The following is a 25,535-nucleotide window of genomic DNA, read 5'->3' on the forward strand; positions in this document are numbered from 1 at the left end:
TTAGCCCGCGCCGGTAGCGCCACCCAGTAGCGCGGACTTTGTAGTCCGCGTCCCCGGCGGAACCCCAAACGATTTGCGGACTGCGCGGGGACGCGAACTACAAAGTTCGCGCTACCAGCAGGGCTTCGAGCTGCGCCGTGGCCCCGGCCCAGGTGTAGCGCGCCTTCACAAACGCCTGCCCCCGCGCGGCCAGCGCCTCGGCGGCCGCGGCATCATCGAGCAGGCCAATGATGGCTCTCGCCAACTCCGGCGCCGAGTCCGCGACGCGCAATTCCTGTCCATCGGTGCCTCCCAGGGCGTTATTCGCCAGCGGGGTGGTCACGCAGGGCAGGTGCATGGCCATAGCTTCGAGCAGCTTGTTTTGCAGGCCCGTACCCACCCGCATGGGCGCCACAAATACCCGCGCCGAAGCATAGGCCGCCCGGATGTCGGGCACCCAGCCGCTCACGGTTACGTGTTCAGAAGCCAGAGCCAGCACGCGCGGCGCCGGCGTGGTGCCGGCCACCAGCAGGCGCGCTTCGGGGTGCCGAGCGCGCACCAGCGGCAGAATTTCCTCGGCCAGAAAGGCGGCGGCGTCCACGTTGGGGTGGTAGCTCATGTTGCCGCAAAACAGCACCTCGTATTCCTGGGCCACCTCCGGCATGGGCCGGAAATTGTCGGCATCAATGCCATTGAGCACCACGCGGATTTCGTGGCGGCGCGGGTGCTGAATGAGTTGCCGGTCCTGGTCGCTGATGATGGTGTGATGCCGAAACCAGTCAAACGCGTCGGCTTCGTAGGCCGTTAGCCGTTTCGCTTCCAGGGCAAACACCGGCCGCTGCCACCGCGGCGCCTGGCTGGCCCGCCGCGCCATGCCCGCCGAAAAAACGTCCATGTAGTCCAGCGTCATGGGCACCTTCCCGGCGTGCGGCCGCAGGTATTCGGCCATGCGAATGAGCTGGCAGTACACGTGCTCGGGCCGAAAGGTGCGCAGCAGCTCATCAACCTTCCGCTGGGCCTGGGCATCGTAGAAGTAGCCGACTTGCAGCGGCCGGCCGGTGGCCAGCGCCCGGGTCATGTTGGCCGCAATGCCCGGCTTGTACAGCCGATGCACAGTAAGGCCGCCGCGGCACAGGGGCCGCACGGCGGCGTCCATTTCGGCGGTCAACGCTTCGTCGCTGAGGGCGAAGAGGCAGATTTCGTGGCGCTCGGCCAGGTAGCGCAGTTGGTGGTAGGCGCGCAGCTTGTCGCCCTTGTCGAGCGGGAACGGGAAGCGCGAAAGGAGCACGAGCAGCTTCATGCGGGCGGCGAATGGGCAGGCGTGCCGGCCGGCGCGAGCAGCAGTAGGCGCTCGTACAAGTCAATAAAGCGCTGCACCACGCGGCCGTTGTCGTAGACCTCGGTGGCCGTGCGGGCGGCCTCGGCGCCGATTTTGCGCACGTCGATTTCGCCGCGGTGCCAGGCGCGCAGGGCCTCCAGCCAGGCGGCGGCGCCGTCGCGCACCAGCAGGTTGTGGCCGTCGCGGGCCGCAATGCCCTCGGCTCCCAGGCCGGAGCTGAGAATGGCTTTGCCCAGGGCCATGCCTTCCACAATTTTTACCCGCATGCCGCCGCCGCTCAGCAGCGGCACCAGCATCAGCTCGTACTGCTGCATGAAGCGGGCGGCCGACTCCACGAAGCCGTGCATGAACACGTTGTCGGACTTCAAATTCAGCAGGTGGGCCGGGGCGTTGCGGCCGGCAATGTGCAGTTCCACGTCGGGCATTTCGGCGTGCACGGTGGGCCACACTTCGCGCAGCAGCCACTCCACGCTTTCCTGGTTGGGCAGCCAGTCGAGGGAGCCAATCAGGAACAGGGTGCGCGGTTTGGGCGGCAGGGCGGCGTCGGGGCGCACGCGGCTCAGGTCCACGCCGGCCGGAATGAACACCACCGGCTCGGGGCAGTGCAGGGCGCGCAGGCGCTGGGCGTCGTCTTCGGTGATGGCGGCCACGGCGTCGAACTGGCGCAGGTAGCGGCGCTCAAATTTCTCCAGCCGCTGGGCAATGGTGCCCAGAAATACGCGCTTGAGCAGGTTGGTTTCGCGCTTGGCCAGCATCTGCCAGATGGTGTACTCCACGTTGTGGGCGCGCAGCACCAGCGGCGGCACCCGGAAATCGGCGCGGTGCTGGCGGCCCAGCAGCTCGGCGTACCAGGCCACAAAGGTGCCTTCCATCTGCACGATGTCAACCTTCTCGCTCCGCAGAATTTCCAGCAGCTTCTCCCCCACCGCCGGGCTGATGAACCGCTCCACATTATAAGGCTGGCGGCTGAACAGGAAGTTTTTCAGCGCTTTGGGCGCGGAGATGTCGGTGTCGACGTCCACCAGCACCAGCCGCAGGTTGGGCCCGAGATGCGCCAGCGCGTCGGCCGGCTGCCGGTGCTTGGGCGTATTAATGGCCAGCAGCGTGACGCGGTGCCCGGCCCGGACGAGCCCCGCCGCTACGTCGTACATGGCAATGGCGCCGCCATCATGAGGCGGAAACGGCACGCGCGGACAAAGTTGCAGAATGTGCATAGAGCCGGCAAAGGTAAACGCGGAGCTTAATGAGGTGCTGTCATTGCGAGCGCAGCGCAGCAATCCGTCCTGTTCTCAGTGCTGAGCCTTCTACTGTGACAAAGCCCCGACACTGCGCAATGCCAGGGCTTTCTGGTGAAAGAAAATGTCTGGTATTGATAGGACGGATTGCTGCGCTGCGCTCGCAATGACAATTCCTCACAGTTGCCGGAAGCGCACCTCGAAGGTTTCAATTTGCTCTTCGCTGCCCAGCAGCAGCAGCACGTCGCCGGGCGCGGGCACGTAGTCCACGGGCGGGCTCACGAGGAGCGAGCCGGCGGCCTGGCGCAGGCCGATGATGGTGGCGCCCGTGACGGAGCGCACGTCGAGCTCGCGGATGCTGCGGCCCCGCAAATCGCGCCGCAACTGCTCAAAGGTCATTTCTTCCAGCCGCAGCTTGTCGGCGCTGAGGCCGGAAATCAGGTCGAGGAAGCGGATGACTTCGGGGCGCACCACGAGGTTGGCCATGTGCGAGCCGCCGATTTCGTCGGGCATCACCACCGAGTCGGCCCCGGCCGAGAGCAGCTTGCTTTCCGAGGTTTTGAGCGAGGCCCGGGCGATGATGCGCAGGCGCGGGTTGAGGGCGCGGGCCGAGAGGGCCACGAACACGTTGTCGGCATCCTTGGGCAGCGTGGTGATGAGCGAGGACGCCCGCTCCACGCCGGCCTGCTGGAGCACAATGTCGGCCGTGGCGTCGCCGAACACGGTGAAGATGCTGCCGCCGGCCACGCCGTCGCCGTCGTAGTCTTCGCCGGTCTGGCCTTCGCTGTGGCGCTTCATCAGCTCCTGGTTCATCTCGATGACGACTACGCGCACGCCGTTGGCGCGCAGTTCCTGGTAGGCCCGCCGGCCGTTGCGCCCGAAGCCGCACACGATGACGTGCCCGCTAAAGCGCTTGATTTCGTGGTCGGTTCGTATCATTTTATAAATCTTGCGCAGCTCGCCGTCAAAAATAAACGAGGACATGACCGACACGAGGTAGGCCACCACCACGAGGTTGTAGAGGATATAAAAGGAGACGAACAGCCGCCCGGCCAGCGAAAACGGATGGATTTCGCCGAAGCCCACCGTGGCGATGGTCGTCACGGTCATGTAAAAGGCATCAATCGGGTGGTAGTGCTCGATGCCCATGAAGCCCGCCATGCCAAAAATCAGGCTCAGCCCGGTGAGGATGATGGCGAGGATGAGCCGGTTGATGTTGAGCTGGCGGAGCATTTAGGGCAGGAAGCAGAGCAGACGCAACAAAGAACGTCATGCCGAGCGCAGCGAAGCATCTTTACCGCAGTAGTAAATCCTGTCGATTGGATTACTCTCGCGGTAAAGATGCTTCGCTGCGCTCGGCATGACGTTCTTTCTGTTCAGGCAAGCACTTACGCGGTGCGGCCCACCACGGTGCCCAGCAGCCCGGCCAGCTCGTTGTCGAGCTCCTTGAGGCGCTTGATGTCGCCGAGTATTTCGAACATTTCCACGTCTTCGAGCGGGTGGCGCAGCTTTTCAAGGCACTGGTCGAGCTCGCGCTGCACGTGCACTTTGTTGAGGCGCAGCACGGCGTTGTCGCAGGCCAGCTTGGGCAGGTCCACTTCGTTGAAGACGTAGATTTCCTTGGTGCGCCAGTTGGGGCTGATTTCGTAGCGCTCGGTGGCCAGGTCGGTGATGAGCTGGCGGATGTCTTCGCGCTCGTTCTGGGCCAGCAAGCGGGCGTCGGGGAAGCGGCCGGCCAGCAGCTCCTGGCGGCAGATTTCCCACATTTCGGCGTAGAGCGGCTTTTGCAGCGGGTATTCGCCGAGCTGGCCCATGAGGTAGCCGGCCACGCTCATTTCCTCTTCCACCTCGCGGCCGGCGTAGAGCACCAGCAGGCGCAGCACCTCGCGCTCGCACACCTGCAGCATGTCGGGGATGTCGTCGTCGGCTTCGGGTTTCGCGGAGCTGGGCTGGAAGGCGGTGCCCAAGGTTTCGGCGGCTTCGGCCCCGCCGTACATCAGCATCTCGGCTTCTTCCTCGTCCGTCATCGGGCGGGCGGCGGGCGCCGAGCGCGGGTTGTTGCTGGGCGGGTAGCCGGTGTTGGCGCTGCCGGCGCCCTGGCCGTAGCTGCCGGAGTTGCCGCCGCTGGTGCGGCCGTCGGGCGCTTTTTGCGAAGGCGCTTTCACCAGCTTGTTGTATTCGGTGATGAGCACCTGCTCGTCGATGCCGAAAGTGGCCGAGGTCTGCTGCAAAAACACCTGGCGCTTGATGGCGTCGGGCACTTTGGCGATGCTGTGCAGCACGTCGCGGATGGCCTCGGCCTTCTTCACGGGGTCGTTGCTGGCCTCGCGGGCCACGAGCGTGGTTTTGAAGCTGATAAAATCCTGGCTCTTGGTTTCGATGTACTCGGTGAAGCGCTGGTCGCCCACTTTGCGGATGTAGGAGTCCGGGTCGTCGCCGTCGGGAAACAGCACCACGCGCACGTTCAGGCCGCCTTCAAGCAGCAAGTCCGTTCCACGCAAACTGGCTTTGATGCCGGCCGCGTCGCCGTCGTACAGCACCGTCACATTATCCGAATACCGTTTGATAAGCCGGATTTGGCCCTCCGTGAGCGAAGTACCCGATGAAGCCACCACGTTTTTGATGCCGCCCTGGTAGAGCGACAACACGTCCAGATAGCCTTCGACCAGGTAGCAAACTTCCTGCGTCCGAATGGCCTGCCGGGCCTGGAACAGGCCGTACAGCACGTCCGACTTGTGGTAGATTTCCGACTCCGGCGAGTTGAGGTACTTTGCCATCCTGTCGTCGCGCTTCAGGGTGCGCGCCCCGAAGCCCACCACCCGGCCGCTGATGTTGTGAATCGGGAACATCACACGGCCCCGGAACCGGTCGTAACGGCGGCCGGTGTCCTTGCCCTGGTCGTCGGTTCTGATGACCGTGAGGCCGGTTTTCTCCAGGTATTTCTTGTCGTAGCCGGCGGCTTCGGCGGCCTTCATCAGGTCGTCCCAGCTGTCGAGGGAGTAGCCGAGTTCGAAGGTCTGGATGGTGTTCAGGTTGAGGCCCCGCTCCTTGAGGTAGCCGTAGCCGATGCTCATGCCTTCTTCGGAGTTGAGCAGCAGGCGGTGGTAGTGGTTTTTGGCGAAGTCCGAAACGATGAACTGGGAGTCCCGCTCGTTCTGCTCCAGCTGCTGCTGGGGCGTCTTTTCCTCCTCCTGAATCTCGATGGCGTACTTCTTGGCCAGGTATTTCAGGGCCTCCACGTAGCTGGTGCCCTCCACGTCCATCACAAACTGCACCACGCCGCCGGCCTTGCCGCAGCCGAAGCACTTGTACAGACTTTTGGCCGGGTTGACGGAAAAGGACGGCGACTTTTCGTTGTGGAAGGGGCACGGGGCCCACAGGTTCTGGCCCTTGCGCTTGAGCTGCACGAAGTCGCCGACCACCTCCACGATGTCGGCGGTTTGGATGATGTGGTCAACCAGTTCTTTCGGGATTCTAGCCATGGAAGCGGGGCAGTCTCAGATATATTCGTTTGATTTGGCGAGCCGACGGGAGCAGGTGCGGGCGGCGCAAACGACGGCGCGGGCCGCCCCTCCGCAACCGGTGCCACCAATCGGAAGCCCCAGGCACTCATTCGCCGGCCGACTACAAAACTACGGCCGGCGCCCCCGCCGCGTCTCCACTCCTTACGCAGTTTCGCCATGAGCCTGTTGTCTTTTTTTGCTGACCAGCGCCGCCGCTGGTTCAACCAGCTGGCCGACTACTCGGCCGAATACTTTGCCGGCGCCTGGGCCGCCCTGCAGCAAGCCGAAACCGCTTTTATGAGCACGCCCCTCGGCAACGCCCACCTGGAGGCCCAGGCCGCGCGGCTCAAAGTGCAGGACACGGAACACCGCCTGTCCAACGCCCAGAAGCAGATTGAGCAGCTCCGCCAGCAGCTCGCCAGCGCCACGCCCCACATCCTGGCGGCCCGGCAAGGCGAGAAAGACGCCAACCGCGCCGCCCAGCACGACCGCCGCCAAGTGGCCCTCACCCGCCGGGCCCTGCTGCGCCTCAACGACGTGGCGGCCCGCGACGAGTTCGAGCCCGAAGTGCGCCTGGCCTACATCCAGAACCTGATTTGCTCGCATCTGGCCCTGCTGCGCGACGAAAACCCCGACGTGCCGCGCCACCCCTAGCCAGGAGTAGCGCAAAGTAGCGCGGACTTTGCAGTCCGCGTCCCCGGAGGATATCCGACCGACCGCCCCCGGCGCGGGGACGCGGACTGCAAAGTCCGCGCTACTTCGTGCTACTTTCTCCTACGTCCTACCTTTGCCGGGAATAAACTCCGCGCAAGATGCCCGCATACCGCCCCGAAGAAATCGAAAAGAAGTGGCAGGCCCACTGGAAGCAGCACCGCACGTTCCAGGCCCAGAACCACTCCGACAAGCCCAAGTACTACGTGCTCGATATGTTCCCCTACCCCTCCGGGGCGGGCCTGCACGTGGGCCACCCGCTGGGCTACATCGCCTCCGATATCGTGACGCGCTACAAGCGCCTGCAGGGCTTCAACGTGCTGCACCCCATGGGTTTCGATTCCTTCGGCCTGCCCGCCGAGCAGTACGCCATCCAGACCGGCCAACACCCGGCCGTGACCACGGAACAGAACATCAATACCTACATCCAGCAGCTCAGCAGCCTGGGCTTCAGCTACGACTGGAGCCGCGAGGTACGCACTTCCGACCCCAGCTACTACAAGTGGACGCAGTGGATTTTTCTCAAGCTGTTCAACTCCTGGTACAACCTCGACACCGACCGCGCCGAGCCCCTCACCGAGCTCACCGCCCGCTTTGCCGCGAGCGGCAGCCAGGGCATCCGGGCCGCCGGCGATGATGAGGAGCGCCACGATTTCACGGCCGGGCAGTGGCAGATGATGAGCGAAAAGCAGAAGCTGGCCGCTGTGCTTCCCTACCGCCTCGCCTACCAGCAGGACACCTACGTGAACTGGTGCCCCGGCCTGGGCACGGTGCTCTCGAATGATGAAGTGAAGGACGGCCTGAGCGAGCGCGGCGGCTTCCCCGTCGAGCGCCGCCTCATGCCGCAGTGGAGCCTGCGCATCACCGCCTACGCCGACCGCCTGCTGCAAGGCCTCGACCAGCTCGACTGGCCCGACGCCGTGAAGGAGATGCAGCGCAACTGGATTGGCAAGAGCATCGGGGCCGAAGTGACCTTCCCCGTCCTCCGCGCGGAACCCACTGCCGGCCCCGCGGAATCGACCTCCGGGCCTGCGGAACACCCTTCCGGACCCGCGGAACGCCTCTCCGGAAGCGCGGAAGCGGCCACCGGGCCCGCGGAAGCCTCCGCCGGTAGCGCGGAACGCCCCGCCGGGGCCGCGGAAGCGCCCGCCGAGAGCGCGGAACCGGTTGCCGGGCCCGCCGTCAAGGTCTACACCACCCGCGTCGACACCATTTACGGGGCCACGTTCCTGGTGCTGGCCCCGGAGCATGAGCTGGTGGACGTGATAACGACGCCCGCCCAGCGCGCGGCGGTGGACGAGTACATCGCCGCCACCAAGCGCCGCTCGGAGCGCGACCGCATGGCCGACGCCAAAACCGTGTCGGGCGTGTTTACGGGTGCGTATGCCCGGAACCCGGTGAACGGCGCGCCCGTGCCCATCTGGCTGGCCGACTACGTGCTGGCCGGCTATGGCACCGGCGCCGTGATGGCCGTGCCCAGCGGCGACCAGCGCGACTGGCTATTTGCCACGCATTTTGGCCTGCCCATCCCGGCTATCTCCGATGCCCAAAAGGACATTGATAAGCAGGCCGACCCCACCAAGGAAGGCCGCTACATCAACTCCGGCATCATCAACGGCCTCACCTACCAGGAGGCCACGCAGCAGCTCATCGCCTTCCTTGAAGCGAAGGGCCTGGGCAAAGGCAAGGTGAATTTCCGCCAGCGCGACGCCATTTTCGGCCGTCAGCGCTACTGGGGCGAGCCCATCCCGATTTACTACAAGGACGGCACCGCCTACGGCATCGCCGAAAGCGACCTGCCGCTGGTGCTGCCCGAAATCGACGAATACAAGCCCACCGAAACCGGCGAGCCGCCCCTCGGCCGCGCCCAAAACTGGCTCTACCGTGGCCAGTACCCCTACGAGCTGAGCACCATGCCCGGCTGGGCGGGCTCCTCCTGGTACTACCTCCGCTACATGGACCCGCACAACGAAGCCCGCTTCGTGAGCGAAGAAGCCGAGCAGTATTGGAGCAGCGTGGACCTCTACATGGGCGGGGCCGAGCACGCCACCGGCCACCTGCTCTACGCCCGCTTCTGGTACCTGTTCCTCAAGGACCTGGGCCTCGTCAGCAGCAACGAGCCCTTCCAGAAACTGATTAACCAGGGGATGATTCTGGGCCGGTCGAGCCTAGTTTACCGTCTTTGGCATAGATGGGCAACAAATAACCCATATAGTGACGAACACCAAGCCCTTCTGCCTGATATCTATGTCTCTAAAGGCATCCGTGATGCACTTCAAGACTACTCGGTAAACAGAAATGATATTCCTCTCATAGCTGAATTCAACAAGCAGTTAGATGAAATCGAGAAGTTGGCTCAGCAGAAGTACCCTGAATTCGATGCGCGCCTTGAGATTCACGATGTGAACGGTGATAACAAAGCCACTTTTTCTTCTTGGAATGTTGATGTCAACATAGTTAACAACGACGTATTGGATATCGACAAGCTCCGTGAATCGAGGGATGACTACAAGCTTGCAGAGTTTGTAAAAGAAAATGGACGTTATATCTGCGGTTGGGAAATCGAGAAGATGTCTAAATCAAAATTAAACTCAGTCCTTCCTGACCATTTAATTAAACAATACGGCGCGGACGCCCTGCGTCTCTACGAAATGTTCCTCGGCCCGCTGGAGCAGTACAAGCCCTGGAACACCAACGGCATCAGCGGCGTGGGCGGCTTCCTCAAGAAGTTCTGGCGCCTCTTCCACCCCGAAGACGGTGCCCTCGCCATCACCGACGAGCCCGCCACCCCAGCCGAGCTGAAGGTGTTGCACCGCGCCATCCAGAAGGCCCAGGAAGACATCGAGAAGTTCAGCTTCAACACCTCCGTCAGCCTGTTCATGATTACCGTGAACGAGCTCACGGCCCTCAAGTGCCACAAGCGCGCCATCCTGGAGCCGCTGGTGCTGCTGGTGTCCCCCTTCGCCCCGCACCTGGCCGAGGAACTGTGGCAGGAGCTGGGCCACGAGGCCGGCAGCATCTCCACGGCCCGCTACCCCGAATTCCGCGAGGAATATCTGGTAGAGGAAAGCGTGACCTACCCGCTGGCCATCAACGGCAAGGTGCGCGAGCAGATGCAGTTTGCCGCCGCCGCCACCGCCGCCGAGATTGAAGCCGCCGTCTTAGCCTCCGATTTCCTGGCCAAGCACGGCGAAGGCAAGGCTGCCAAGAAAGTGATTGTGGTGCCCGGCCGCATGGTGAACGTGGTGGTGTAGTGCGGTAAGCTTTCGCTTGCCATCATGCCTCCGCAACAATAGTCCGGCAAGCGAAAGCTTACCGCACAAAAAGGCCCGCTGCACGTGCAACGGGCCTTTTTCATTTCAAAGCAACCCATTCTCCCGGAGCAAATCGTCGCGTTCCTGGTCGGTGATGGAATCCTGTTCCGACTTGTCGTAAATGGTGAGCAGGTAGATTTTCTCGCCCACAATTTTCACGCAGGTAACGACGCGGGCACCGCCACTTTTGCCGGTTCTCTTCGAGTCAATTCGCATTCGCACTTTGTAACAGTCGCGGCCCAAAGCATTTCCGCTGGTCGGATTTGCTTTTAATTCGGTTATGAGAGCTACAAAATCCTCCGGGATGGAATAATATTTCCGTTGCAACCGGTTGATGAGGCGATTAAATCTTTTCGATGCGATTACGACGAAGCTCATCTAGTAATTCTTCAGCGGTTTGCAGTTGAATCTTGCCCTGCTGATGCAGCTCCACTTCATTGAGTGCCTCGCGGAAGTCATCAATCCACTCCTGCTGCTCGGGCGTGTACTTTTTCGGCTTCGACGGGGCCACCGCTTTGGCTTTGATGGCAAAGGGCAGGGCCTTGACCACTTTCATCAGCGGAGCAAACTGGTCGTCGGGAACGGTGAGAATAACTTGGCGCATGATGCAAGATACGTGGTTTGAGAAGTAACCGCTGAAGGTTCGTTGTTGGTTCGGTTGTGGCGAAGCGCCTCTGGAATACGGGCGCTGCCGAGACGAAACCGCCGCGCGCCGCTTGCATCTTTGCGCACAGCATTCATCTATCAACGCGCCGCTTGATGCGTACTTCCGTTCTTTTCGCCAGCCTGCGGGCCAGTAGCTGCTGGCTGCTGTTGCTCAGCCTCACCGGCCGCGCCCAAACCACCGATGCCACCGGCCCGCTGCTCACGCCCGACCAGTTTCTGGGCTACAAGCTCGGCTCCCAATTCACGCCCCACGCCGAGATGCTGCGCTACGTGGCCCACGTGGTGGCGCACTCGCCGGGCCGCATGAAACTGGTGCGCTACGGCAAAACCTACGAAAACCGCCCGCTGGAAGTGGTGCAGGTGGCCAGCGCCGGGACCTTCGGCCAGTTAGACGATGTGCGCCACAACAACCTGCGGCTGGCCGGGCTGGAAAGCGGCCCCGCCCAGCGCCAGCAGCCGGCCGTGTGCTGGCTGAGCTACAACGTGCACGGCAACGAGGCCGTGAGCTCCGAAGCCGTGATGCAGGTGCTCTACGACCTGGCCAACCCACAGGACCAGCAAATGCAGGACTGGCTGAAAAACACCGTCGTCATCGTGGACCCCTGCATCAACCCCGACGGCCACGACCGGTACGTGAACTGGTACAACCGCGTGCGCAACCTCTCGCCCAACGCCGAGCCCGACGCCTGGGAGCACCGCGAGCCCTGGCCCGGCGGCCGCTCCAACCACTACTACTTCGACCTGAACCGGGACTGGGCCTGGCAAACCCAGCAGGAAACCCGTCAGCGCATCGCCCTCTACAGCCAGTGGCTGCCCGAGGTGCACGCCGATTTCCACGAGATGGGGCCGAACAACACCTACTACTTCTCCCCCGCCGCCAAGCCCTACCACGCCGACATCACCCCCTGGCAGCGCCAGTTTCAGGGCATCCTGGGCGACTACAACAAGGTGGCTTTTGATAAGAACAACTGGCTGTATTTCACCCGCGAAATCTACGACCTCTACGCCCCCACCTACGGCGACACCTGGCCCAGCTTCAACGGCGCCATCGGCATGACGTATGAGCAGGGCGGCGGGGGCGCCGGCGGCCTGGCCTACGCCCGCCTCGACGGCGACACCCTGACGCTGGCCCAGCGCATTGCCCACCACCACGCCGCCAGCCGCGCCACCATTCAGGCCACGGCCGAGCGGCACGACGACCTGCTGCGCGAGTTTCAGCGCTACTTCGCCACGGCCCGGACCAAGCCGCAGGGCGAATACAAAACTTACGTGCTGGCGGCCGGCAACGACCCCGGCCAACTCCGCACCTTCACGCAGTACCTCGACCGCAACCAGATTCAGTACGGTTTCGCCAGCAAGCGCACCAAAACCAGGGGCTACAACTACACCACCGGCAAAACCGACAATGTGCAAATTGAGCCGCGCGACGTGGTTATCAGCATGTACCAGCCCAAATCCACGCTGGTGAAGGTGCTGTTCGAGCCCAAGCCGCAGCTCGAAGACTCGCTCACCTACGACATTACTTCCTGGGCCCTGCCCTACGCCTTCAACCTGCGGGCCTACGCCCTGCCCGGCCGCCTCGACGCCTCCGGCAACGCCCCGACCCAGGCCATGGTGAAAGGCAGCGCCGCCACCGCCGACCGCCCCTACGCCTACCTGGCCCGCTGGAACAGCCTGCAGGACATCCGTTTCCTGAGCCGCCTACTGCAACAAAAGGTGAAGGTGCGCTACGCCGAAAAAGCGTTTGAGTCGGAAGGCCAGCCGTACGCGCCGGGCACGCTCATCATCACGCGCGCCAGCAACGAAGGGCTAGGCGCCCGCTTCGACCAGCTGGTACGGGCGCAGGCCGACTCGGCCGGCACCGTGGTAACGGCCGTCAAGTCCGGTTTCTCGGCCACCGGGCGCGATTTGGGCTCCGGCACGGTGCACTTCGTGAAGCAGCCTAATGTGGCCGTGGTGGCCGGCCCCGGCGTCGACGCCACCGCATTCGGCGAGGTGTGGCACTTTTTTGAGCAGCAGCTCGGCTACCCGCTCACGGTGCTGGGCACCGACTACCTCAGCCGCGTTTCGATGCAGAAATACGACGTGCTGATTCTGCCCAACGGCAGCTACGGCGACATTTACACCGACCGCAACCTCGAAAGCCTCAAGGCCTGGGTGCGCGACGGCGGCCGCCTCATTGCCCTGGAAGGCGCCGCCCGGTTTCTGGCCAACAAGAAGGACTTTCTGCTCAAAACCAAAGCCGCCGATTCGGTCGCCATCCGCAAGGCCAACCAGCAAAACCCCTACCGCCTGCTGCGCCGCTACGCCGACTCGGAGCGCGAAGAAGCCGAAGAAGCCGTGCAAGGCAGCGTCTACCGCGTGCAGCTCGACAACACCCACCCGCTGGCTTTCGGCTACGGCAGCACCTACTTCGCCCTCATCCGCAACCCGCTCGGCTTCCGCTTCCTCGACAAAGGCGGCTGGAACGTGGGCGTCATTAAAAAAGACAGCTACTCGGCCGGTTTCGCCGGCAGCAAGGCCCGCAAGGAGCTCACCGACACGTTCGTAGTAGGCGCCCAGGACTTGGGCCGCGGCTCGGTCGTCTACCTCGGCGACAACCCGCTGTTCCGCGCCTTCTGGCAGGGCGGCAAGCTGATGTTTGGCAACGCCGTTTTTCTGGTGGGGCAATGAGCCCACGTAGCTTGGGCACTGCGCGTCCAAGCGGCGAGCAAAGCGAGCATCCCGCGTCTGGATTCGCCCGGTTCCGGATGCTCGCTGCACTCGCGGCTCGGACTCGCAGAGTCCAAGCTACACTTCCAACGTTGCCTTCACGGCCTTCGGCAGCGAGGCCCGCACCAGCTCATACGAGTGGTCAATCAGCTCGCGCAACTGGCCTTCCGGCGCGCCCGTGCCGATGAGCACCGTGTTCCAGTGCTTCTTGTTCATGTGGTAGCCGGGCAGCACGTAGTCGTGGGCATCGCGCAACTCCGCGGCGCGCTCGGGGTCGCACTTCAGGTTGATGCTGCCGAAGGTGTCGATGTCGGTGAGGGCAAACACTTTGCCGCCGACTTTGAACACCAGCGTTTCGGGGCCAAACGGGGTTTCTTCGGTCACGCCGGCTTTGAGCAAGCAGTAATCGCGGAAATCTTCGATGTTCATTAGCGGGTCAGGGCGGGCAGAATGTAGCGCACGAACATCACCACCAGGCAGACCAGAAACATCGCCAAGCTGAGCTTATTGATGAAGTGCATGGTCCTGAGGTTGAAGTTGGTTTTGCGGCTGGGGTCGTTTTTGCGGAAGTAATAACCGAGGACGGGGCCGAAGTTGAAGAGGTTTTTACCGTTCATGGCGGGGCGGGTTTGGGTCTGGAAAGGTAACACCGGCCGGCGCAGAAAGATTGATGTAAAACTGTATTTATTCGTTTAACCAGCCGATGCGAAGGCGGTTATATTGGCCGGCCGCTGGCGTTCTATCTTTGGTTGCCGCCTCTCCTTTTCAGCAATTATTAGCCCATGCTTCCCTCCACCTCCTGGCTTGTTGCGATTCTTTCGCTCTCGCTGCCAGCCGAATTTCATTTGGCGGCCAGCACTTCGGAACAAGTGCCCATGCGCGGGCTGCCGGGCAGTTCGGCGCACGAAGAGTTTCGGCGGTGGGAAGCGCCGGGTGAGCGGGCGCTGCACCTGTTCTACTGGCAGCCCATGGCCCCGCGCGACGGCGGCCCCATGCACGCCGTGGCCGAGTGGCCGGCCGTGGTGGCAGGCCAAGCCGTGAAAGTGTACGAAACCGACTCGTTCATGGGCGCCCGCCGCCGGGTGCTGGTCACGTACCTGCGCTTCGCCGCGCCGCAGCCCGAGGCTCAGGCGATGCTGTACGCCTCCGGCCTGAGCCGCGCCGAATTCACCGCCGTGCTGGCGCAGGTCCGGCTGCGCGACGGGCACGCCCGCTGAGTTGCCCTTTGCCTGCTGGGTTATTCAACGCCTGAGCTGAAGCGTTGCAGCCGCTCGCGCCAGTGCAAGCCTGCCGGTAGCTCCACCGAGGAAAATTCCAGGTGAATGACGCGCCGCGGGCGGCGGCTGGTGCTGCGGTTGGATGCATGCAGCAGCAAGGGCCGCATGAGCATGGCCCCGCCCGCGGGCACCGCGCACCCGGTGGCACCGGCGGTGCGGGCGGCGATGTCGGCCGCGAAGAGCACCCCGTGGCGGTGGGAGCCCGGCACCACTTTCAGGGCGCCATTGCTGGCGTCGCAGTCGTCGAGGTGCAGGCGGATGGTGCACACGTTTTCCAGCACGGCCACGGGCGGCTGCACCGAAACGCCTTCGGCTTTGCTGGTCCAGGGGCCGAAACCGGGCGAGTCCACCCGCTGGCTCACGTTCACCATCAGGTCCTGGTGCCAGGCCACCAGCCAGTTCGAGCCAGCCGGCTTGTCGAAGTAGATGGCTTTCACCAAGTGGCAGCCCGCCGGGAAAAGGCGGCCCAGCAGCTGCTGCAGCGCATCGGTGGCCAACAGGGGCCACAGCTACGGCACTTCGCCGAGCAAGTTCCGGATGGCAAACACCTCCTGGCTGCGCCGGAAATTGGGCCCGCTCGCGGGCGCCTGCTCGATGCAGCGCAGCAGCGCCGCCACCTGACCCACGGAATAGAGGCCGGGCAACACCGCGAAGCCTTCGTTGGCAAATTGCCCGGCCGCTGCGTCCTCGAATGCGAACGTTTTCATACGGCGACAAAGCTACGCTGGCCCGTTCATCTGGCGGTGCAACCTGCGCGCCGCCCTCACGCCTATATTCCGGAAACTCCCGCTTCTATGCCTCAACTAGTTACTTCCCTCCTGCTGGCCGGCCTGCTCGTAGCGCCCGCGCTGGCCGCCAAAGCCCAAAAAGCGCCTGCCGAAACTGAAGCGGTGAAGCAAACCGTCACCGCCTTTTTCGACGGCATGCGGCGCGGCGACAGCACCCTCATACGCCGCACGCTGGCGCCGGGAGCCGTTTTCCACGGCATTGGGGGCCGGCCCGGCCAGCCGCCCGCGCTGCAAACCGAAAACATCAACGGTTTCCTGAAAGCCGTGGCCACGCCGCACCCCCAAATCCTGGACGAGCGGATAACCTTCGAGCAAATCCTAATCGACGCCAACCTGGCCAGCGTGTGGGCGCCATACGAGTTTTACATCGGCAGCAAATTCAGCCACTGCGGCTACGACTCGTTCCAGCTGGTGAAGCTGGCCGACGGCTGGAAAATTGCGCACGTCATCGACACGCGGCGCAAGGAGAAGTGTAAGTAGCCCGCTGTATTTTTGGGCGAACCCAGTGCCGCGAAAGAATGGAGCCCAAGCGTTATCCTCGTCAACTTTCCCGCGGGGCCAACAATGCGGCCATTGCGCTTTCCGAAACGGAAGTCGGCAAATTATTCAACGACGATACCCGCTCCGACATTGGCTCTGAAGCCGAGAAAATGCGCTTTGCCAACCAAATAAACGGTCTGGTAGTAAAATTTCTTCGGCTGGAAAGAAACGAAGCGCTGGGCACCGATATGCTGGTGATGGAGCGCATTTATCCCATCGACTTCCGCGCCTACGAAGTGGAAATGCGCGAAATCTGGTTCGACGTATTCACTGATGAATTACAAGCGCTGCACGCGGCGGGCTTTGTGCACCGCGACTTGCTGCGCCCTTCCAACCTGCCCGGCAACCGGTACGACAACATCCTGCTCACGCAGCAAGGCCTCCGCCTGATTGACGTGGGCATTTCGGTATTACAGCCACAAGTCGGCGAGTCGTTTTTTCGGGCTTACGTGCAGCGGGAGTTGGAGGAATTAGTGCTGTTCCGGGAGTTCTTGTTGGGACGGTAAACCCATTCGGATGCCGCAGGGTCCACGCGTTGGCTGAAGGTAATACAGGATGAAACCAAATGATATTAAATCTCGCGGACAAACATTTTTTTACAGTTGATACGCAAGCTACCTAAGTGGTCAATATCAAGAACAAAGCATAGCCCATCTTCACCTGGCAACAAATCGCAATAGGTTAAACTATCTATCCTAAAGCTCAGATTACTACGCTGCTCTTTCTGCAAAATACGCTGAATGCATTGGTCGAAACGCACCACTTTTTTCGCGTTCCGAATTCCTGAAAATATTAGCTCAATATTAAAAGCGAGTTGGTCATCAATTGCGTATTTTGAAATACTTACAATTAGCCGGGCTGCGTCCGGAACATAAGTAAATTTTTCTATGGCCGCATCATGCAGATTAGGCAAAGGCAGCTTCCGCATGGTATAAGGCTAAGTGGCCAATTAGTTTACGCCCCCACCGGCTCTTCCACTACTTCCTTCTCAATCCACCTTCCGTCCTCGCGCATGAGCTCAATGAGCTCGTCCACGGCGGCTTCTTCGGGCACCGATTTCTTGATGACTTCCTGGCCGCGGTAGAGGGAGATTTTGCCTTTGCCCACGCCCACGTAGCCGTAGTCGGCGTCGGCCATTTCGCCGGGGCCGTTCACGATGCAGCCCATGATGCCGATTTTGATGCCCTTGAGGTGGTCGGTGCGCTTGCGAATCATGGCCGTGGTTTCCTGCAGGTCGAACAAGGTGCGGCCGCAGCTGGGGCAGCTGATGTATTCGGTCTTGCTCATGCGCGTGCGGGCCGCCTGCAGAATGCCGAACGACAGCTGGTTCAGCCCTTCGATGGTCGTGAGCCATTCGTCTTTGCCGCGCTCGGGCAGCAGCTCGGTGCTCAGCACCAGGCCGTCGCCGAGGCCGTCGAGCAGCAGCCCACCGCCGTCGGTGGCCGCGTAGAGCTGGGTTTCCTCCGGGCTGAGGGCCGGAAACTGGCGGTTGATAATCACTGGGCAGGTCACGCCGGCATTCATCAGCTCAAAGAAAGCGCGCCGGATTTCTGGCATGGCGTGGGCGTTGTCGGTGTGAAGCACCACCACGGCCGTAAGGTCTTCCCGCAGCTGGTCGAGCACGGGCGCCGTGAGCGAGGCCAGGTTTTGGAACACGAAATTCAGCTCCGGGTGGCGGGTGGCCGCCACCGCGTATTCGGCGGACGTGAACACCGGGAAATGGTCCGGGCGCTGGCCGGCGTCGCGCCAGGCGGTGTAATCCACGATTTCCTTCAGGCCGTTGGGCAGCATAAACGGCGCCGGGCGCTGGCCGGTGTACACGTAGTCGGCGCCCAAATCGGACATCTGAAACTTGTCGAGAAACGACGAATACAGATGCCCCGCCGCGCGCAAATCGGCATATTCCAGCTGGGGCAGGCGCGACAAGTCCGTGATGACGCGCGGCACGTTCTGCCCGCCCAGGTTGGCCACCTCACGGGTCACGCGGCGGAAATACTGGAAGGGGCTGATGGGCTCCTCGCCCGCCAGCGGCGCAATGGGCTGCGCCAGCGCGGCGCGGTTGGTGTAGCGGTCAATCAGGGCTTTGGCCACCGGCGCCTCGGCTTCGGGCGCCTCGGTGAGGCTCACGCGCACGGTGTCGCCCAGGCCGTCTTCCAGCAGCGTGCCAATGCCCACGGCGCTTTTGATGCGGCCGTCTTCGGCCTCGCCGGCTTCGGTCACGCCCAGGTGCAGCGGGTAGGGCTGCAGGCCTTCCTCGTCGAGCTTCTGCACCAGCAGGCGGTAGGCCTGCACCATCACCTGCGTGTTGCTGGCCTTCATGCTCAAGACCACGTCGTAGTAGTTTTCTTCCTCGCACAAGCGCAGAAACTCCAGCGCCGACTCCACCATGCCCAGCGGCGTGTCGCCGTAGCGGCTCAGAATCCGGTCGCTCAGCGAGCCGTGGTTGGTGCCGATGCGCATGGCCGTGCCGTACTGCTTGCAAATCTTCACCAGCGGCCGAAACCGCTCGCGGATGCGCTCCACCTCGGCCGCGTAGGTGGCGTCGGTGTACTCAATTTCCTCAAACTTCTTTTTATCGGCGTAGTTGCCGGGGTTCACGCGCACTTTTTCCACGATGCGGGCGGCCAGCTCGGCGGCGTTGGGCGTGAAGTGGATGTCGGCGATGAGCGGCACGTTGCAGCCGCGGGCGCGCAGCTCTTTCTTGATTTCCAGCAGGTTCTGGGCCTCCTTCATGCTGGGCGCGGTGATGCGCACGTACTCGCAGCCGGCCGCTACCATGCGCAGCGTCTGCTCCACCGAGCCCAGGGTGTCCATCGTGTCCACGGTGGTCATGCTTTGCACGCGGATGGGAAAGTCGCCGCCCATGGGCAAGCCGCCGATGTTGACTACCCGCGAAACGCGGCGCTTGTACTCGGTGAGGCTGGGGCAATACGTTTTGTTCATGGAGCAAAAACTACGGGCTGAGGGCGAAAGTTGCGCCGTAGCGCAAAGGTAAAGCCGGCCGGGCGCCTTGGGCAGCCGCAACTTCGCGCCGGGGTTTGCTGTCTATCCATCAACCAGAGAAATCATTACACTTCAAATCGACTTTGAAAACCCTTTTCCTCGCTTTTGGGCTGCTCACCGCAGGGCCGGGCTTCGCCCAGCAAGTGGCCGTCATCAAGTTTCCCGAGCTGCAAAAGCGGCTGGCGCGGCCCACGGATACGACCTATGTGGTCAATTTCTGGGCTACCTGGTGCGCGCCCTGCGTGAAGGAGTTGCCTAATTTTGAGCAGCTTCGCACCGCCAATGCGGGCCAAAAAGTGAAGGTGCTGCTCGTGAGCATGGACTACGCCTCGCAGCTTGGCAAGAAGGTGAAGCCCTTCGTGAAGCAGCGCGGGCTCAAGTCGGAAGTAGTGCTGCTCAACGAATCAGACCCCAACAATTTCATTGACAAGGTAGACCCGAAATGGTCGGGCGCGCTGCCGTTCACGCTCATTTTCAACAACAAGAATAAGCAGCGCCTTACATTTGAGAAAGAGCTTTCCCGGGCCGAACTCGACGCGGCGTTGCAGAAAGTTCGCAAATAGCTATTTTCAATTCTTCACTTTTACCTGTTCAACCGCCATGAAAAAGCTCCTGCCATTCCTCACGCTTTGCTTCGCGCTGGTGCTAAGCGGCTTTGTGGGCCGCCCCACCGCCGACGGCTACCAGGTGGGCGACAAAGCCACCGACTTCAAGCTGAAAAACGTCGACGGCAACATGGTGTCGCTGGCCGACAACAAGGCCGCCAAAGGCTACATCGTGGTGTTCACCTGCAACACCTGCCCTTTTGCCAAAGCCTACGAAAGCCGCATTATTGCCTTGAACACCAAGTATGCGCCGTTGGGCTACCCGGTGGTAGCCATCAACCCTAACGACCCCGCCGTGGCCCCCGGCGATTCCTACGCCGACATGCAGAAAAAGAAATACGCCTTCCCCTACCTCGTGGACGAGTCGCAGCAGGTGGCCAAAACCTACGGCGCCACCCGCACGCCGCACCTCTACGTCCTCACCCGCAAAGGAACGGATTTTGTGGTGAGCTACATCGGCGCCATCGACGACAATTCTGAAGACCCCAAGCTGGTGAAAACCAAATACGTGGAAAACGCCATGACCGAAATCCTGGCCGGCAAGCCCGCCACCACCAATTCTACCAAAGCCATCGGCTGCACCATCAAGTGGAAGCGGGCCTAAAATCGTAATCCGACAGAAGCAAAAGACGGCAGCCCGTCATGCAGAGCGCCAGCGAAGCATCTTTACTGCAGCAGTAAATCTGATTACTTGCGCGGTAAAGATGCTTCGCTGGCGCTCTGCATGACGGGCTATCTATTATGTGCGTTCCACTTCCAGCACGATTTTTCCAATGTGCGCGCTGCTTTCCATCAGTCGGTGAGCGTCGGCAGCTTCGGCCAGCGGAAAAGTATAGTGAATGACGGGCCGAAACCTGCCGGCCGCAATCAGCGGCCACACATGTTGCTCGACGGCGGCGGCCAGCGCGGCTTTGAACTCGGCCGAACGGGGCCGCAAGGTGCTGCCGCTGATAGTCAGGCGGCGGCGCATCACCTCCAGCGCGTTGAATTCGCCCTTGCTCCCTTGCATGGCGTTGATGAAAACCAGTCGGCCGTCGTCGCGCAGCAAACGCAGGTTTTTGGCAATGTACTCCCCGCCTATCATGTCCAGAACCACGTCCACGCCTTCGTCATTCAACACCTGTTCAAAGTCTTCGGCTCGGTAATTAATGGCCCAGTCGGCGCCCAGCTCGCGGCAGGCGCTGCACTTGGCCTCATCGCCGGCGGTGGCGGCCACGTGGCTGCCCAGCGCCCGCGCCAGCTGAATGGCCGTGGTGCCAATGCCGCTGCTGCCGCCGTGCACCAGCAGGGTTTCGCCGGGCTGCAACTGGCCGCGCTGAAACACGTTGTGCCACACTGTGAACACGGTTTCGGGCAGCGCGGCGGCTTCCGTCATGCTTAGGCCGGTGGGCACGGGCAGGCAGTGCCGGGCGTCCACGGCGGCGTATTTGGCGTAGCCGCCGGCGGGCAGCAGCGCGCACACGGCATCGCCGGGCTGCCAGCGGGTGGCTTCGGCGCCGCAGGATTCGACCACGCCGGCTATTTCCAGGCCGGGCACGAGGCCCGTAACGTCGCCGCTGCCGGCGTATTTGCCCTGACGCATCAGCACGTCGGGCCGATTGACGCCGGCGGCGTGCACGCGGACCAATACTTCGTGGGCGGCCGGCTGCGGCGTGGGTTGCTGCTGAAGGCGGAGGACTTCGGGGCCGCCGGGCTGCTGAATCACAATGGCATTCATCAGAAAGTAGAGAAAGGTATGCCCGGAAAGGTATGCCCGCTAATAACGCAAAACGGCTCCGAAGAGCCGTTTTAGTGGTGTTCAAACTTGCGCCAGCTTAGCTTTTGCCCAACTGCTGCTTCAAAGATTGCACTTCCCGCTCCAGGTCCAGGGTGCGGAACATCACCTTGGCTTCGAGGTCGGAATACGCGGCTTCCAGCTGCTCGCGCATCTGCCGCTGCTCCTGAATGTCAGTGCAGGTGCCAAACCAGGCGATGATTGCGCCGTCCTCGCCGCGCCGCGGCAGGGCCTGGCCCAGAAACCAGCGGTACGAGCCGTCTTTGGCCCTGAAGCGGTACTCGATTTTGTACGCATCGCCGGTGGCCAGCGAGTGGCCCCATACCTGGCGGGCATTGGCGCGGTCGTCGGGGTGCAGCAGGTTGTTCCACATGTCCGGCCCCACGCTGTCGGCCAGGTCGTAGCCCGTGAAGTCAATCCACCGCTGGTTGAAGTAGGTGTGAAAACCGGTGTTGTCGGTAATCCAGACCAGCTGCGGAATCATGTCGGCCAGGAACGTGAACTGTTCGGGACCAACCAAGCCATGAACGGCGGAATCGGAGGTGGGGACAGTGGCAGGCGAAGTACTCACAGAGACAGAGAATGAGGGTTCGAAAACAAAGGCGCTCAGGCGCGGTCGAGCTGCATTTCCATGCCCGACGAGAAATACAGGTTTAGTTGGCTGCGCAGGCCATCGGCCGAGCGGCGCAGGCGTGTGACCAGGGCGCGGGTGGCTTCATCGGGCAGCTCAAAGCTGAGGTAGGGCCGGTTGAGGATTTCGTCGCGCATCACGGCCCATTGGCCGGTTTGCGGCTCGCCGGGCGGCACCGGTTGGGCTTCGAGCTGGCCCGGGGCCAACACCAGGCGCACCGCCTGCGCCAGGGGGCTGCCGGGGTCGTTTTGGTTCAGCACGCGGTTGGCAACCTGCCATTCGCCCCCGAAATAGTCGTCGGGCAGTTGTTGTAAGTTTATATCCAGCAGCAAATCAGACATACAGAGGAAAAACGCGGCCCGCAGGCGCAATCTAACAAGCAACGGGCGTTGGAGTTTCAAATTCGGCCGTGAAAAACCAAAATCACTACGCCCAACACACTTTTGCTTACTGCGCGGCTTAACCCCAATTTCCCGGGCTGCGTTCCGCCCGCGAGAAACTATTCTGCACCGGCCCCGTTCCGCTCTCAACCATGAAAACACCCCGCTTTCTGCCGACGCTGCTCGGCGCCGCCCGTTTCACCGGCCTGGCGGCCTGGCAAACCGGCCGCCTGTTTCGCCAGCTCGCCGCCCGCGCCCTCGACAGCGTGCAGGACGTGCTGCGCGCCGAAGTAGAAAAAGGCAACCTCAAGCTGGTGGCCGATTTCCTGGCCGACAAGGCCCTACCCGCCGCCCGCGTGCTGCTCGTGGAGCAAATGACCGTGCGCCTGCTGGTGCGTCTGGGCCTGCGCGGCGCCCTGGCTTCCAACGTGGTGGGCTGGGTGCTCCCGTTTGTGATTGAGAAATTGATTGCCGTAGGCCGCAGCAGCGGCCTGTTCGACAAGCTCATGGCCAACGCCACCGTCAGCGAGTCGTTGGAGAAACTTGATGAGCTGCGCCGCGCCACCTGGAAAATGCTGGTGCCCGACCCCGGCAGCAGCGCCGAGGTGCTGGACGAAGCGCCCGACGCGCACACGCCCCGCCTGCCCCTGCTGCTGGCGGCCCCCGCCGACCAGCCCAAAGCGGCCAAATCAGCCCGCAGACCCATTATCAAAGCATCGGAAGAAGATTGAACTTCCCGCAATCGTTTGCGGAGGACCTTCAAAAAAAGGCACCCCACGGAGGCACCTCTTTCCCAATCGGGGCGCGGCGAGAATTCCCACCCAACACCGGACCCGATTCCGTCCCGAGCTGATTTACCGGCTGAACAACAGTTCGCGGTACTTCACCAGGGGCCAGTCCTCGTCGGCCACCATTTGCTCCAGCTTGTCTACGGCGCGGCGAATGGGGTCGAATTTCGGTTTTACTTCTTCGCAGTACGCCACAGCTAGTTCGCGGGCGTCTGCGATTTTATTGGCTTGTTTGCGGGCCGCCGTCATGGCGTCGGCCGTGGTTTTGATGGTTGAAACGTGACGCGAGATGGATTTAATCATCTCCACGGTTACCTGGCTGTGGTCGTCGTCGAGACCAAGTTCGCGCAAACCGCGCACATTATTGATAAGCTTGGTCTGGTATTGTAACGCAGTTGGGATTATGTGGTTGATAGCCAGGTCGCCCAGCACGCGGCTTTCAATCTGGATTTTCTTCATGTACTCCTCCAGTAGGATTTCGTGGCGGGCATGAAGCTCGACTTGGGAGAAGATGCCGTGGCGGGCAAAAAGTTCCTCCGCGTCTTCGCGAATGAGGGCATCCAGCGCCTGCGGCGTGGTGGCGATATTGTTCAGGCCGCGGCGGGCCGCTTCCTCCTTCCACTCGTCGGAATAGCCATTGCCCTCGAAACGGATGTTTTTGGAGGAAATAACGTACTCGCGCAGCACTTCCACGATGGCCACTTCTTTCTTCTTGCCCTGGTCAATCAGCGCGTCCACCGACTCTTTGAAGTCGATGAGCTGGTCGGCGACGATGGTGTTGAGCACCGTCATGGCCGAGGAGCAGTTGGCCGACGAGCCCACGGCGCGCAGCTCGAACTTGTTGCCGGTGAAGGCAAAGGGCGAAGTACGGTTGCGGTCGGTGTTGTCGAGCAGGATGGGCGGAATCTTATCGATACCCAGCTTGAGGTAAATGTTGTCGCCTTTGTCGAGCGGCAGCTTCGCCGTGCGCTCCAGCTCATCGAGCACCGAGTCCAGCATCGAGCCTACGAACACCGACATGATGGCCGGCGGGGCTTCATTGGCACCCAGGCGGTGGTCGTTTGAGGCCGAGGCAATGCTGGCGCGCAGCAAGTCGGCGTAGCGGTGCACCGCTTTAATGGTGGTGATGAAGAAGGCGAGGAATTGTAGGTTTTCCTTGGGCCGGCGGCCGGGGGCGAGCAGGTTCACGCCGGTGTCGGTGCTCATGGCCCAGTTGTTGTGCTTGCCGCTACCATTCACGCCGGCGAAGGGCTTCTCGTGCAGCAGCACCTTGAAGTTGTGTCGCTCGGCCACGCGGTCCATCACGTCCATCAGCAGCTGGTTGTGGTCCACGGCCAGGTTGGCGTCCTCGAAGGTTGGGGCGCACTCAAACTGGTTGGGGGCCACCTCGTTGTGACGAGTGCGCAGCGGAATACCGAGCAGGTTGGCTTCTTCCTCAAACTCCAGCATGAACCCGTGTACCCTGGCCGGAATCGAGCCGAAATAGTGGTCGTCGAGCTGCTGGCCCTTGGCCGGCGTGTGGCCAAAGAGGGTGCGGCCGGTCATCACGAGGTCGGGGCGGGCGTCGTACAAAGCCTTGTCAACCAAGAAGTACTCTTGCTCAATGCCCAGCGTAGTGTTCACGCGGCTCACGTCTTTGTCGAAGTACTGGCACACCTCCACGGCGGCCTTCTCCAGCACGCCCAGCGACTTTAGCAGCGGGGCTTTGTAGTCGAGCGCCTCGCCGGTGTAAGCCACAAAAATGGTGGGGATGCATAGGGTTTTGGCGCCAACGGTTTCGATGATGAACGCGGGCGAAGTGGGGTCCCAAGCGGTGTAGCCGCGGGCCTCGAAGGTGTTGCGAATGCCGCCGTTGGGGAACGACGAAGCATCGGGCTCCTGCTGCACCAGCGCCGAGCCTTTGAAGTTTTCAATTGGCCGACCGTCGGAGTTCAGGTCGAAGAAGGAGTCGTGCTTTTCAGCGGTGGCGCCGGTCAGGGGCTGAAACCAGTGCGTGTAGTGCGTGGCGCCCTTGGCCATGGCCCAGGTTTTCATGGCCGAAGCCACGGCGTCGGCCACGTTGCGCTCCACGGTAGCGCCTTGCTTGATGGCGGCCTGCAGCTTCTTGAAATAGTCGCCGGGCATGGTGGCCCGCATGGCCTCTAGGTTGAACACGCTTTGCCCGTAGCTATCGGAGCGGCGGGCGGCAGCGGGCACCACGGTGATGGGGCGGCGCTGATTAACGAGTTCGAGGGCTTTAAAGCGAAGGGTGGCCATAGACGAAAGTACCGACGGAAGATTTAGGAAGTGA

25 protein-coding genes and 1 pseudogene are annotated in these 25,535 nt (G+C 62.2%); 10 read left to right on the plus strand and 16 right to left on the minus strand.

The features are described from left to right. Nucleotides 1–97 precede the first annotated feature (97 nt). From I2H31_RS05920 to dnaG, 4 genes are all read right to left on the minus strand, one after another. Complete coding sequence (locus I2H31_RS05920) at nt 98–1,279, minus strand: glycosyltransferase (RefSeq protein ID WP_196292077.1); 1,182 nt, start codon at nt 1,277–1,279, stop codon at nt 98–100. Next, nucleotides 1,276–2,532 carry a glycosyltransferase family 4 protein gene (locus I2H31_RS05925; RefSeq protein WP_196292078.1) on the minus strand — a complete coding sequence of 419 codons (1,257 nt, stop codon included), beginning with the start codon at nt 2,530–2,532 and terminating at the stop codon, nt 1,276–1,278. The genes I2H31_RS05920 and I2H31_RS05925 overlap by 4 nt, the downstream gene beginning before the upstream one ends. A 198-nt stretch (nt 2,533–2,730) precedes the next feature. Continuing rightward, nucleotides 2,731–3,786 (minus strand): potassium channel family protein, encoded by a 1,056-nt coding sequence (locus tag I2H31_RS05930; RefSeq protein WP_230687499.1) that lies wholly within the window; start codon nt 3,784–3,786, stop codon nt 2,731–2,733. 155 nt (nt 3,787–3,941) lie between these two features. Then, the gene (gene dnaG, locus I2H31_RS05935; protein ID WP_196292079.1) at nt 3,942–6,035 is read right to left on the minus strand and encodes a DNA primase; all 2,094 of its coding nucleotides are present in this window, start codon (nt 6,033–6,035) and stop codon (nt 3,942–3,944) included. Nucleotides 6,036–6,233: 198 nt separating this feature from the next. On the opposite strand from dnaG, the gene I2H31_RS05940 reads away from it, so the two are divergent. The 3 genes and pseudogenes from I2H31_RS05940 (at nt 6,234) to I2H31_RS25790 (ending at nt 10,021) form a co-directional block, all read left to right on the plus strand. Next, nucleotides 6,234–6,710 carry a hypothetical protein gene (locus I2H31_RS05940; protein WP_196292080.1) on the plus strand — a complete coding sequence of 159 codons (477 nt, stop codon included), beginning with the start codon at nt 6,234–6,236 and terminating at the stop codon, nt 6,708–6,710. A 158-nt stretch (nt 6,711–6,868) separates the two neighbouring features. Next, a pseudogene (locus tag I2H31_RS25785) lies at nt 6,869–7,762 on the plus strand (class I tRNA ligase family protein); the annotation flags it as partial. Between the two features lie 237 nt (nt 7,763–7,999). After that, entirely contained in the window at nt 8,000–10,021 is a 2,022-nt protein-coding gene (locus I2H31_RS25790; protein ID WP_394368956.1) for a class I tRNA ligase family protein, read from the plus strand. Between the two features lie 105 nt (nt 10,022–10,126). Here the strand turns inward: I2H31_RS25790 and I2H31_RS05950 are convergent, their stop codons facing one another. Beyond that, on the minus strand, nt 10,127–10,459 hold the full coding sequence (locus tag I2H31_RS05950) for a type II toxin-antitoxin system RelE/ParE family toxin (protein WP_196292082.1): 333 nt from the start codon (nt 10,457–10,459) through the stop codon (nt 10,127–10,129). Then, nucleotides 10,425–10,685 (minus strand): hypothetical protein, encoded by a 261-nt coding sequence (locus I2H31_RS05955; RefSeq protein WP_196292083.1) that lies wholly within the window; start codon nt 10,683–10,685, stop codon nt 10,425–10,427. The genes I2H31_RS05950 and I2H31_RS05955 overlap by 35 nt, the downstream gene beginning before the upstream one ends. A gap of 155 nt (nt 10,686–10,840) precedes the next feature. Between I2H31_RS05955 and I2H31_RS05960 the strand changes: the two genes are divergently transcribed. Beyond that, a complete protein-coding gene (locus tag I2H31_RS05960) occupies nt 10,841–13,420 on the plus strand; it encodes a M14 family metallopeptidase (protein ID WP_196292084.1) in 2,580 nt (859 codons plus the stop codon). 117 nt (nt 13,421–13,537) lie between these two features. On the opposite strand, the gene I2H31_RS05965 is transcribed toward I2H31_RS05960, so the two are convergent. Together I2H31_RS05965 and I2H31_RS05970 are read right to left on the minus strand one after the other, a co-directional pair. Further along, nucleotides 13,538–13,888 (minus strand): MmcQ/YjbR family DNA-binding protein, encoded by a 351-nt coding sequence (locus tag I2H31_RS05965; RefSeq protein WP_196292085.1) that lies wholly within the window; start codon nt 13,886–13,888, stop codon nt 13,538–13,540. Then, nucleotides 13,888–14,076: a DUF6728 family protein gene (locus I2H31_RS05970; protein ID WP_196292086.1), complete on the minus strand. Its 189-nt coding sequence runs from the start codon at nt 14,074–14,076 to the stop codon at nt 13,888–13,890. The genes I2H31_RS05965 and I2H31_RS05970 overlap by 1 nt, the downstream gene beginning before the upstream one ends. 165 nt (nt 14,077–14,241) lie before the next feature. Here I2H31_RS05970 and I2H31_RS05975 point away from each other — a divergent pair, with 165 nt between their 5' ends. Next, nucleotides 14,242–14,676 (plus strand): hypothetical protein, encoded by a 435-nt coding sequence (locus I2H31_RS05975; protein WP_196292087.1) that lies wholly within the window; start codon nt 14,242–14,244, stop codon nt 14,674–14,676. Nucleotides 14,677–14,696: 20 nt separating this feature from the next. Here I2H31_RS05975 and I2H31_RS05980 read toward each other — a convergent pair whose 3' ends face one another. Together I2H31_RS05980 and I2H31_RS05985 are read right to left on the minus strand one after the other, a co-directional pair. After that, nucleotides 14,697–15,233 carry a phytanoyl-CoA dioxygenase family protein gene (locus I2H31_RS05980; RefSeq protein WP_196292088.1) on the minus strand — a complete coding sequence of 179 codons (537 nt, stop codon included), beginning with the start codon at nt 15,231–15,233 and terminating at the stop codon, nt 14,697–14,699. Between the two features lie 12 nt (nt 15,234–15,245). Further along, nucleotides 15,246–15,443: a hypothetical protein gene (locus tag I2H31_RS05985; RefSeq protein WP_196292089.1), complete on the minus strand. Its 198-nt coding sequence runs from the start codon at nt 15,441–15,443 to the stop codon at nt 15,246–15,248. Between the two features lie 87 nt (nt 15,444–15,530). Here I2H31_RS05985 and I2H31_RS05990 point away from each other — a divergent pair, with 87 nt between their 5' ends. After that, nucleotides 15,531–16,004: a nuclear transport factor 2 family protein gene (locus tag I2H31_RS05990; protein ID WP_196292090.1), complete on the plus strand. Its 474-nt coding sequence runs from the start codon at nt 15,531–15,533 to the stop codon at nt 16,002–16,004. 38 nt (nt 16,005–16,042) lie between these two features. Next, nucleotides 16,043–16,570: a hypothetical protein gene (locus tag I2H31_RS05995; protein WP_196292091.1), complete on the plus strand. Its 528-nt coding sequence runs from the start codon at nt 16,043–16,045 to the stop codon at nt 16,568–16,570. Nucleotides 16,571–16,635: 65 nt separating this feature from the next. Here I2H31_RS05995 and I2H31_RS06000 read toward each other — a convergent pair whose 3' ends face one another. Continuing rightward, a complete protein-coding gene (locus I2H31_RS06000; RefSeq protein WP_196292092.1) occupies nt 16,636–16,992 on the minus strand; it encodes a hypothetical protein in 357 nt (118 codons plus the stop codon). 26 nt (nt 16,993–17,018) lie between these two features. Next, the gene (gene ispG / locus I2H31_RS06005) at nt 17,019–19,007 is read right to left on the minus strand and encodes a (E)-4-hydroxy-3-methylbut-2-enyl-diphosphate synthase (RefSeq protein ID WP_196292093.1); all 1,989 of its coding nucleotides are present in this window, start codon (nt 19,005–19,007) and stop codon (nt 17,019–17,021) included. A 143-nt stretch (nt 19,008–19,150) separates the two neighbouring features. Between ispG and I2H31_RS06010 the strand changes: the two genes are divergently transcribed. Then, nucleotides 19,151–19,630 (plus strand): TlpA disulfide reductase family protein, encoded by a 480-nt coding sequence (locus tag I2H31_RS06010; protein WP_196292094.1) that lies wholly within the window; start codon nt 19,151–19,153, stop codon nt 19,628–19,630. Between the two features lie 37 nt (nt 19,631–19,667). Continuing rightward, entirely contained in the window at nt 19,668–20,276 is a 609-nt protein-coding gene (locus I2H31_RS06015) for a thioredoxin family protein (RefSeq protein ID WP_196292095.1), read from the plus strand. Between the two features lie 135 nt (nt 20,277–20,411). Here the strand turns inward: I2H31_RS06015 and I2H31_RS06020 are convergent, their stop codons facing one another. The 3 genes from I2H31_RS06020 to I2H31_RS06030 all read right to left on the minus strand — a co-directional run bounded on the left by I2H31_RS06020 (nt 20,412) and on the right by I2H31_RS06030 (nt 22,418). Then, on the minus strand, nt 20,412–21,389 hold the full coding sequence (locus tag I2H31_RS06020) for an NAD(P)H-quinone oxidoreductase (RefSeq protein WP_196292096.1): 978 nt from the start codon (nt 21,387–21,389) through the stop codon (nt 20,412–20,414). A gap of 97 nt (nt 21,390–21,486) precedes the next feature. Continuing rightward, nucleotides 21,487–22,017, minus strand: coding sequence for a PAS domain-containing protein (locus tag I2H31_RS06025; protein WP_196292097.1), 531 nt, complete (start codon nt 22,015–22,017; stop codon nt 21,487–21,489). A gap of 35 nt (nt 22,018–22,052) precedes the next feature. After that, nucleotides 22,053–22,418 (minus strand): hypothetical protein, encoded by a 366-nt coding sequence (locus I2H31_RS06030; RefSeq protein ID WP_196292098.1) that lies wholly within the window; start codon nt 22,416–22,418, stop codon nt 22,053–22,055. 191 nt (nt 22,419–22,609) lie between these two features. Between I2H31_RS06030 and I2H31_RS06035 the strand changes: the two genes are divergently transcribed. Continuing rightward, nucleotides 22,610–23,188, plus strand: coding sequence for a hypothetical protein (locus I2H31_RS06035; RefSeq protein ID WP_196292099.1), 579 nt, complete (start codon nt 22,610–22,612; stop codon nt 23,186–23,188). 123 nt (nt 23,189–23,311) lie between these two features. Here the strand turns inward: I2H31_RS06035 and I2H31_RS06040 are convergent, their stop codons facing one another. Continuing rightward, on the minus strand, nt 23,312–25,501 hold the full coding sequence (locus I2H31_RS06040) for a glutamine synthetase III family protein (protein ID WP_196292100.1): 2,190 nt from the start codon (nt 25,499–25,501) through the stop codon (nt 23,312–23,314). Nucleotides 25,502–25,535 lie beyond the last annotated feature (34 nt).

The sequence above is a fragment of the Hymenobacter ruricola genome (assembly GCF_015694525.1).
Lineage (GTDB): Bacteria > Bacteroidota > Bacteroidia > Cytophagales > Hymenobacteraceae > Hymenobacter > Hymenobacter ruricola.

Excerpts from the sequence above, each read along its gene's own strand:
- I2H31_RS05920 (WP_196292077.1), bottom strand. The coding sequence starts at position 1,279 with ATGAAGCTGCTCGTGCTCCTTTCGCGCTTCCCGTTCCCGCTCGACAAG.
- I2H31_RS05925 (WP_196292078.1), bottom strand. The coding sequence starts at position 2,532 with ATGCACATTCTGCAACTTTGTCCGCGCGTGCCGTTTCCGCCTCATGAT.
- I2H31_RS05930 (WP_230687499.1), bottom strand. The coding sequence starts at position 3,786 with ATGCTCCGCCAGCTCAACATCAACCGGCTCATCCTCGCCATCATCCTC.
- dnaG (WP_196292079.1), bottom strand. The coding sequence starts at position 6,035 with ATGGCTAGAATCCCGAAAGAACTGGTTGACCACATCATCCAAACCGCC.
- I2H31_RS05940 (WP_196292080.1), top strand. The coding sequence starts at position 6,234 with ATGAGCCTGTTGTCTTTTTTTGCTGACCAGCGCCGCCGCTGGTTCAAC.
- I2H31_RS05950 (WP_196292082.1), bottom strand. The coding sequence starts at position 10,459 with ATGAGCTTCGTCGTAATCGCATCGAAAAGATTTAATCGCCTCATCAAC.
- I2H31_RS05955 (WP_196292083.1), bottom strand. The coding sequence starts at position 10,685 with ATGCGCCAAGTTATTCTCACCGTTCCCGACGACCAGTTTGCTCCGCTG.
- I2H31_RS05960 (WP_196292084.1), top strand. The coding sequence starts at position 10,841 with ATGCGTACTTCCGTTCTTTTCGCCAGCCTGCGGGCCAGTAGCTGCTGG.
- I2H31_RS05965 (WP_196292085.1), bottom strand. The coding sequence starts at position 13,888 with ATGAACATCGAAGATTTCCGCGATTACTGCTTGCTCAAAGCCGGCGTG.
- I2H31_RS05970 (WP_196292086.1), bottom strand. The coding sequence starts at position 14,076 with ATGAACGGTAAAAACCTCTTCAACTTCGGCCCCGTCCTCGGTTATTAC.
- I2H31_RS05975 (WP_196292087.1), top strand. The coding sequence starts at position 14,242 with ATGCTTCCCTCCACCTCCTGGCTTGTTGCGATTCTTTCGCTCTCGCTG.
- I2H31_RS05985 (WP_196292089.1), bottom strand. The coding sequence starts at position 15,443 with ATGAAAACGTTCGCATTCGAGGACGCAGCGGCCGGGCAATTTGCCAAC.
- I2H31_RS05990 (WP_196292090.1), top strand. The coding sequence starts at position 15,531 with ATGCCTCAACTAGTTACTTCCCTCCTGCTGGCCGGCCTGCTCGTAGCG.
- I2H31_RS05995 (WP_196292091.1), top strand. The coding sequence starts at position 16,043 with ATGGAGCCCAAGCGTTATCCTCGTCAACTTTCCCGCGGGGCCAACAAT.
- I2H31_RS06000 (WP_196292092.1), bottom strand. The coding sequence starts at position 16,992 with ATGCGGAAGCTGCCTTTGCCTAATCTGCATGATGCGGCCATAGAAAAA.
- ispG (WP_196292093.1), bottom strand. The coding sequence starts at position 19,007 with ATGAACAAAACGTATTGCCCCAGCCTCACCGAGTACAAGCGCCGCGTT.
- I2H31_RS06015 (WP_196292095.1), top strand. The coding sequence starts at position 19,668 with ATGAAAAAGCTCCTGCCATTCCTCACGCTTTGCTTCGCGCTGGTGCTA.
- I2H31_RS06020 (WP_196292096.1), bottom strand. The coding sequence starts at position 21,389 with ATGAATGCCATTGTGATTCAGCAGCCCGGCGGCCCCGAAGTCCTCCGC.
- I2H31_RS06030 (WP_196292098.1), bottom strand. The coding sequence starts at position 22,418 with ATGTCTGATTTGCTGCTGGATATAAACTTACAACAACTGCCCGACGAC.
- I2H31_RS06035 (WP_196292099.1), top strand. The coding sequence starts at position 22,610 with ATGAAAACACCCCGCTTTCTGCCGACGCTGCTCGGCGCCGCCCGTTTC.
- I2H31_RS06040 (WP_196292100.1), bottom strand. The coding sequence starts at position 25,501 with ATGGCCACCCTTCGCTTTAAAGCCCTCGAACTCGTTAATCAGCGCCGC.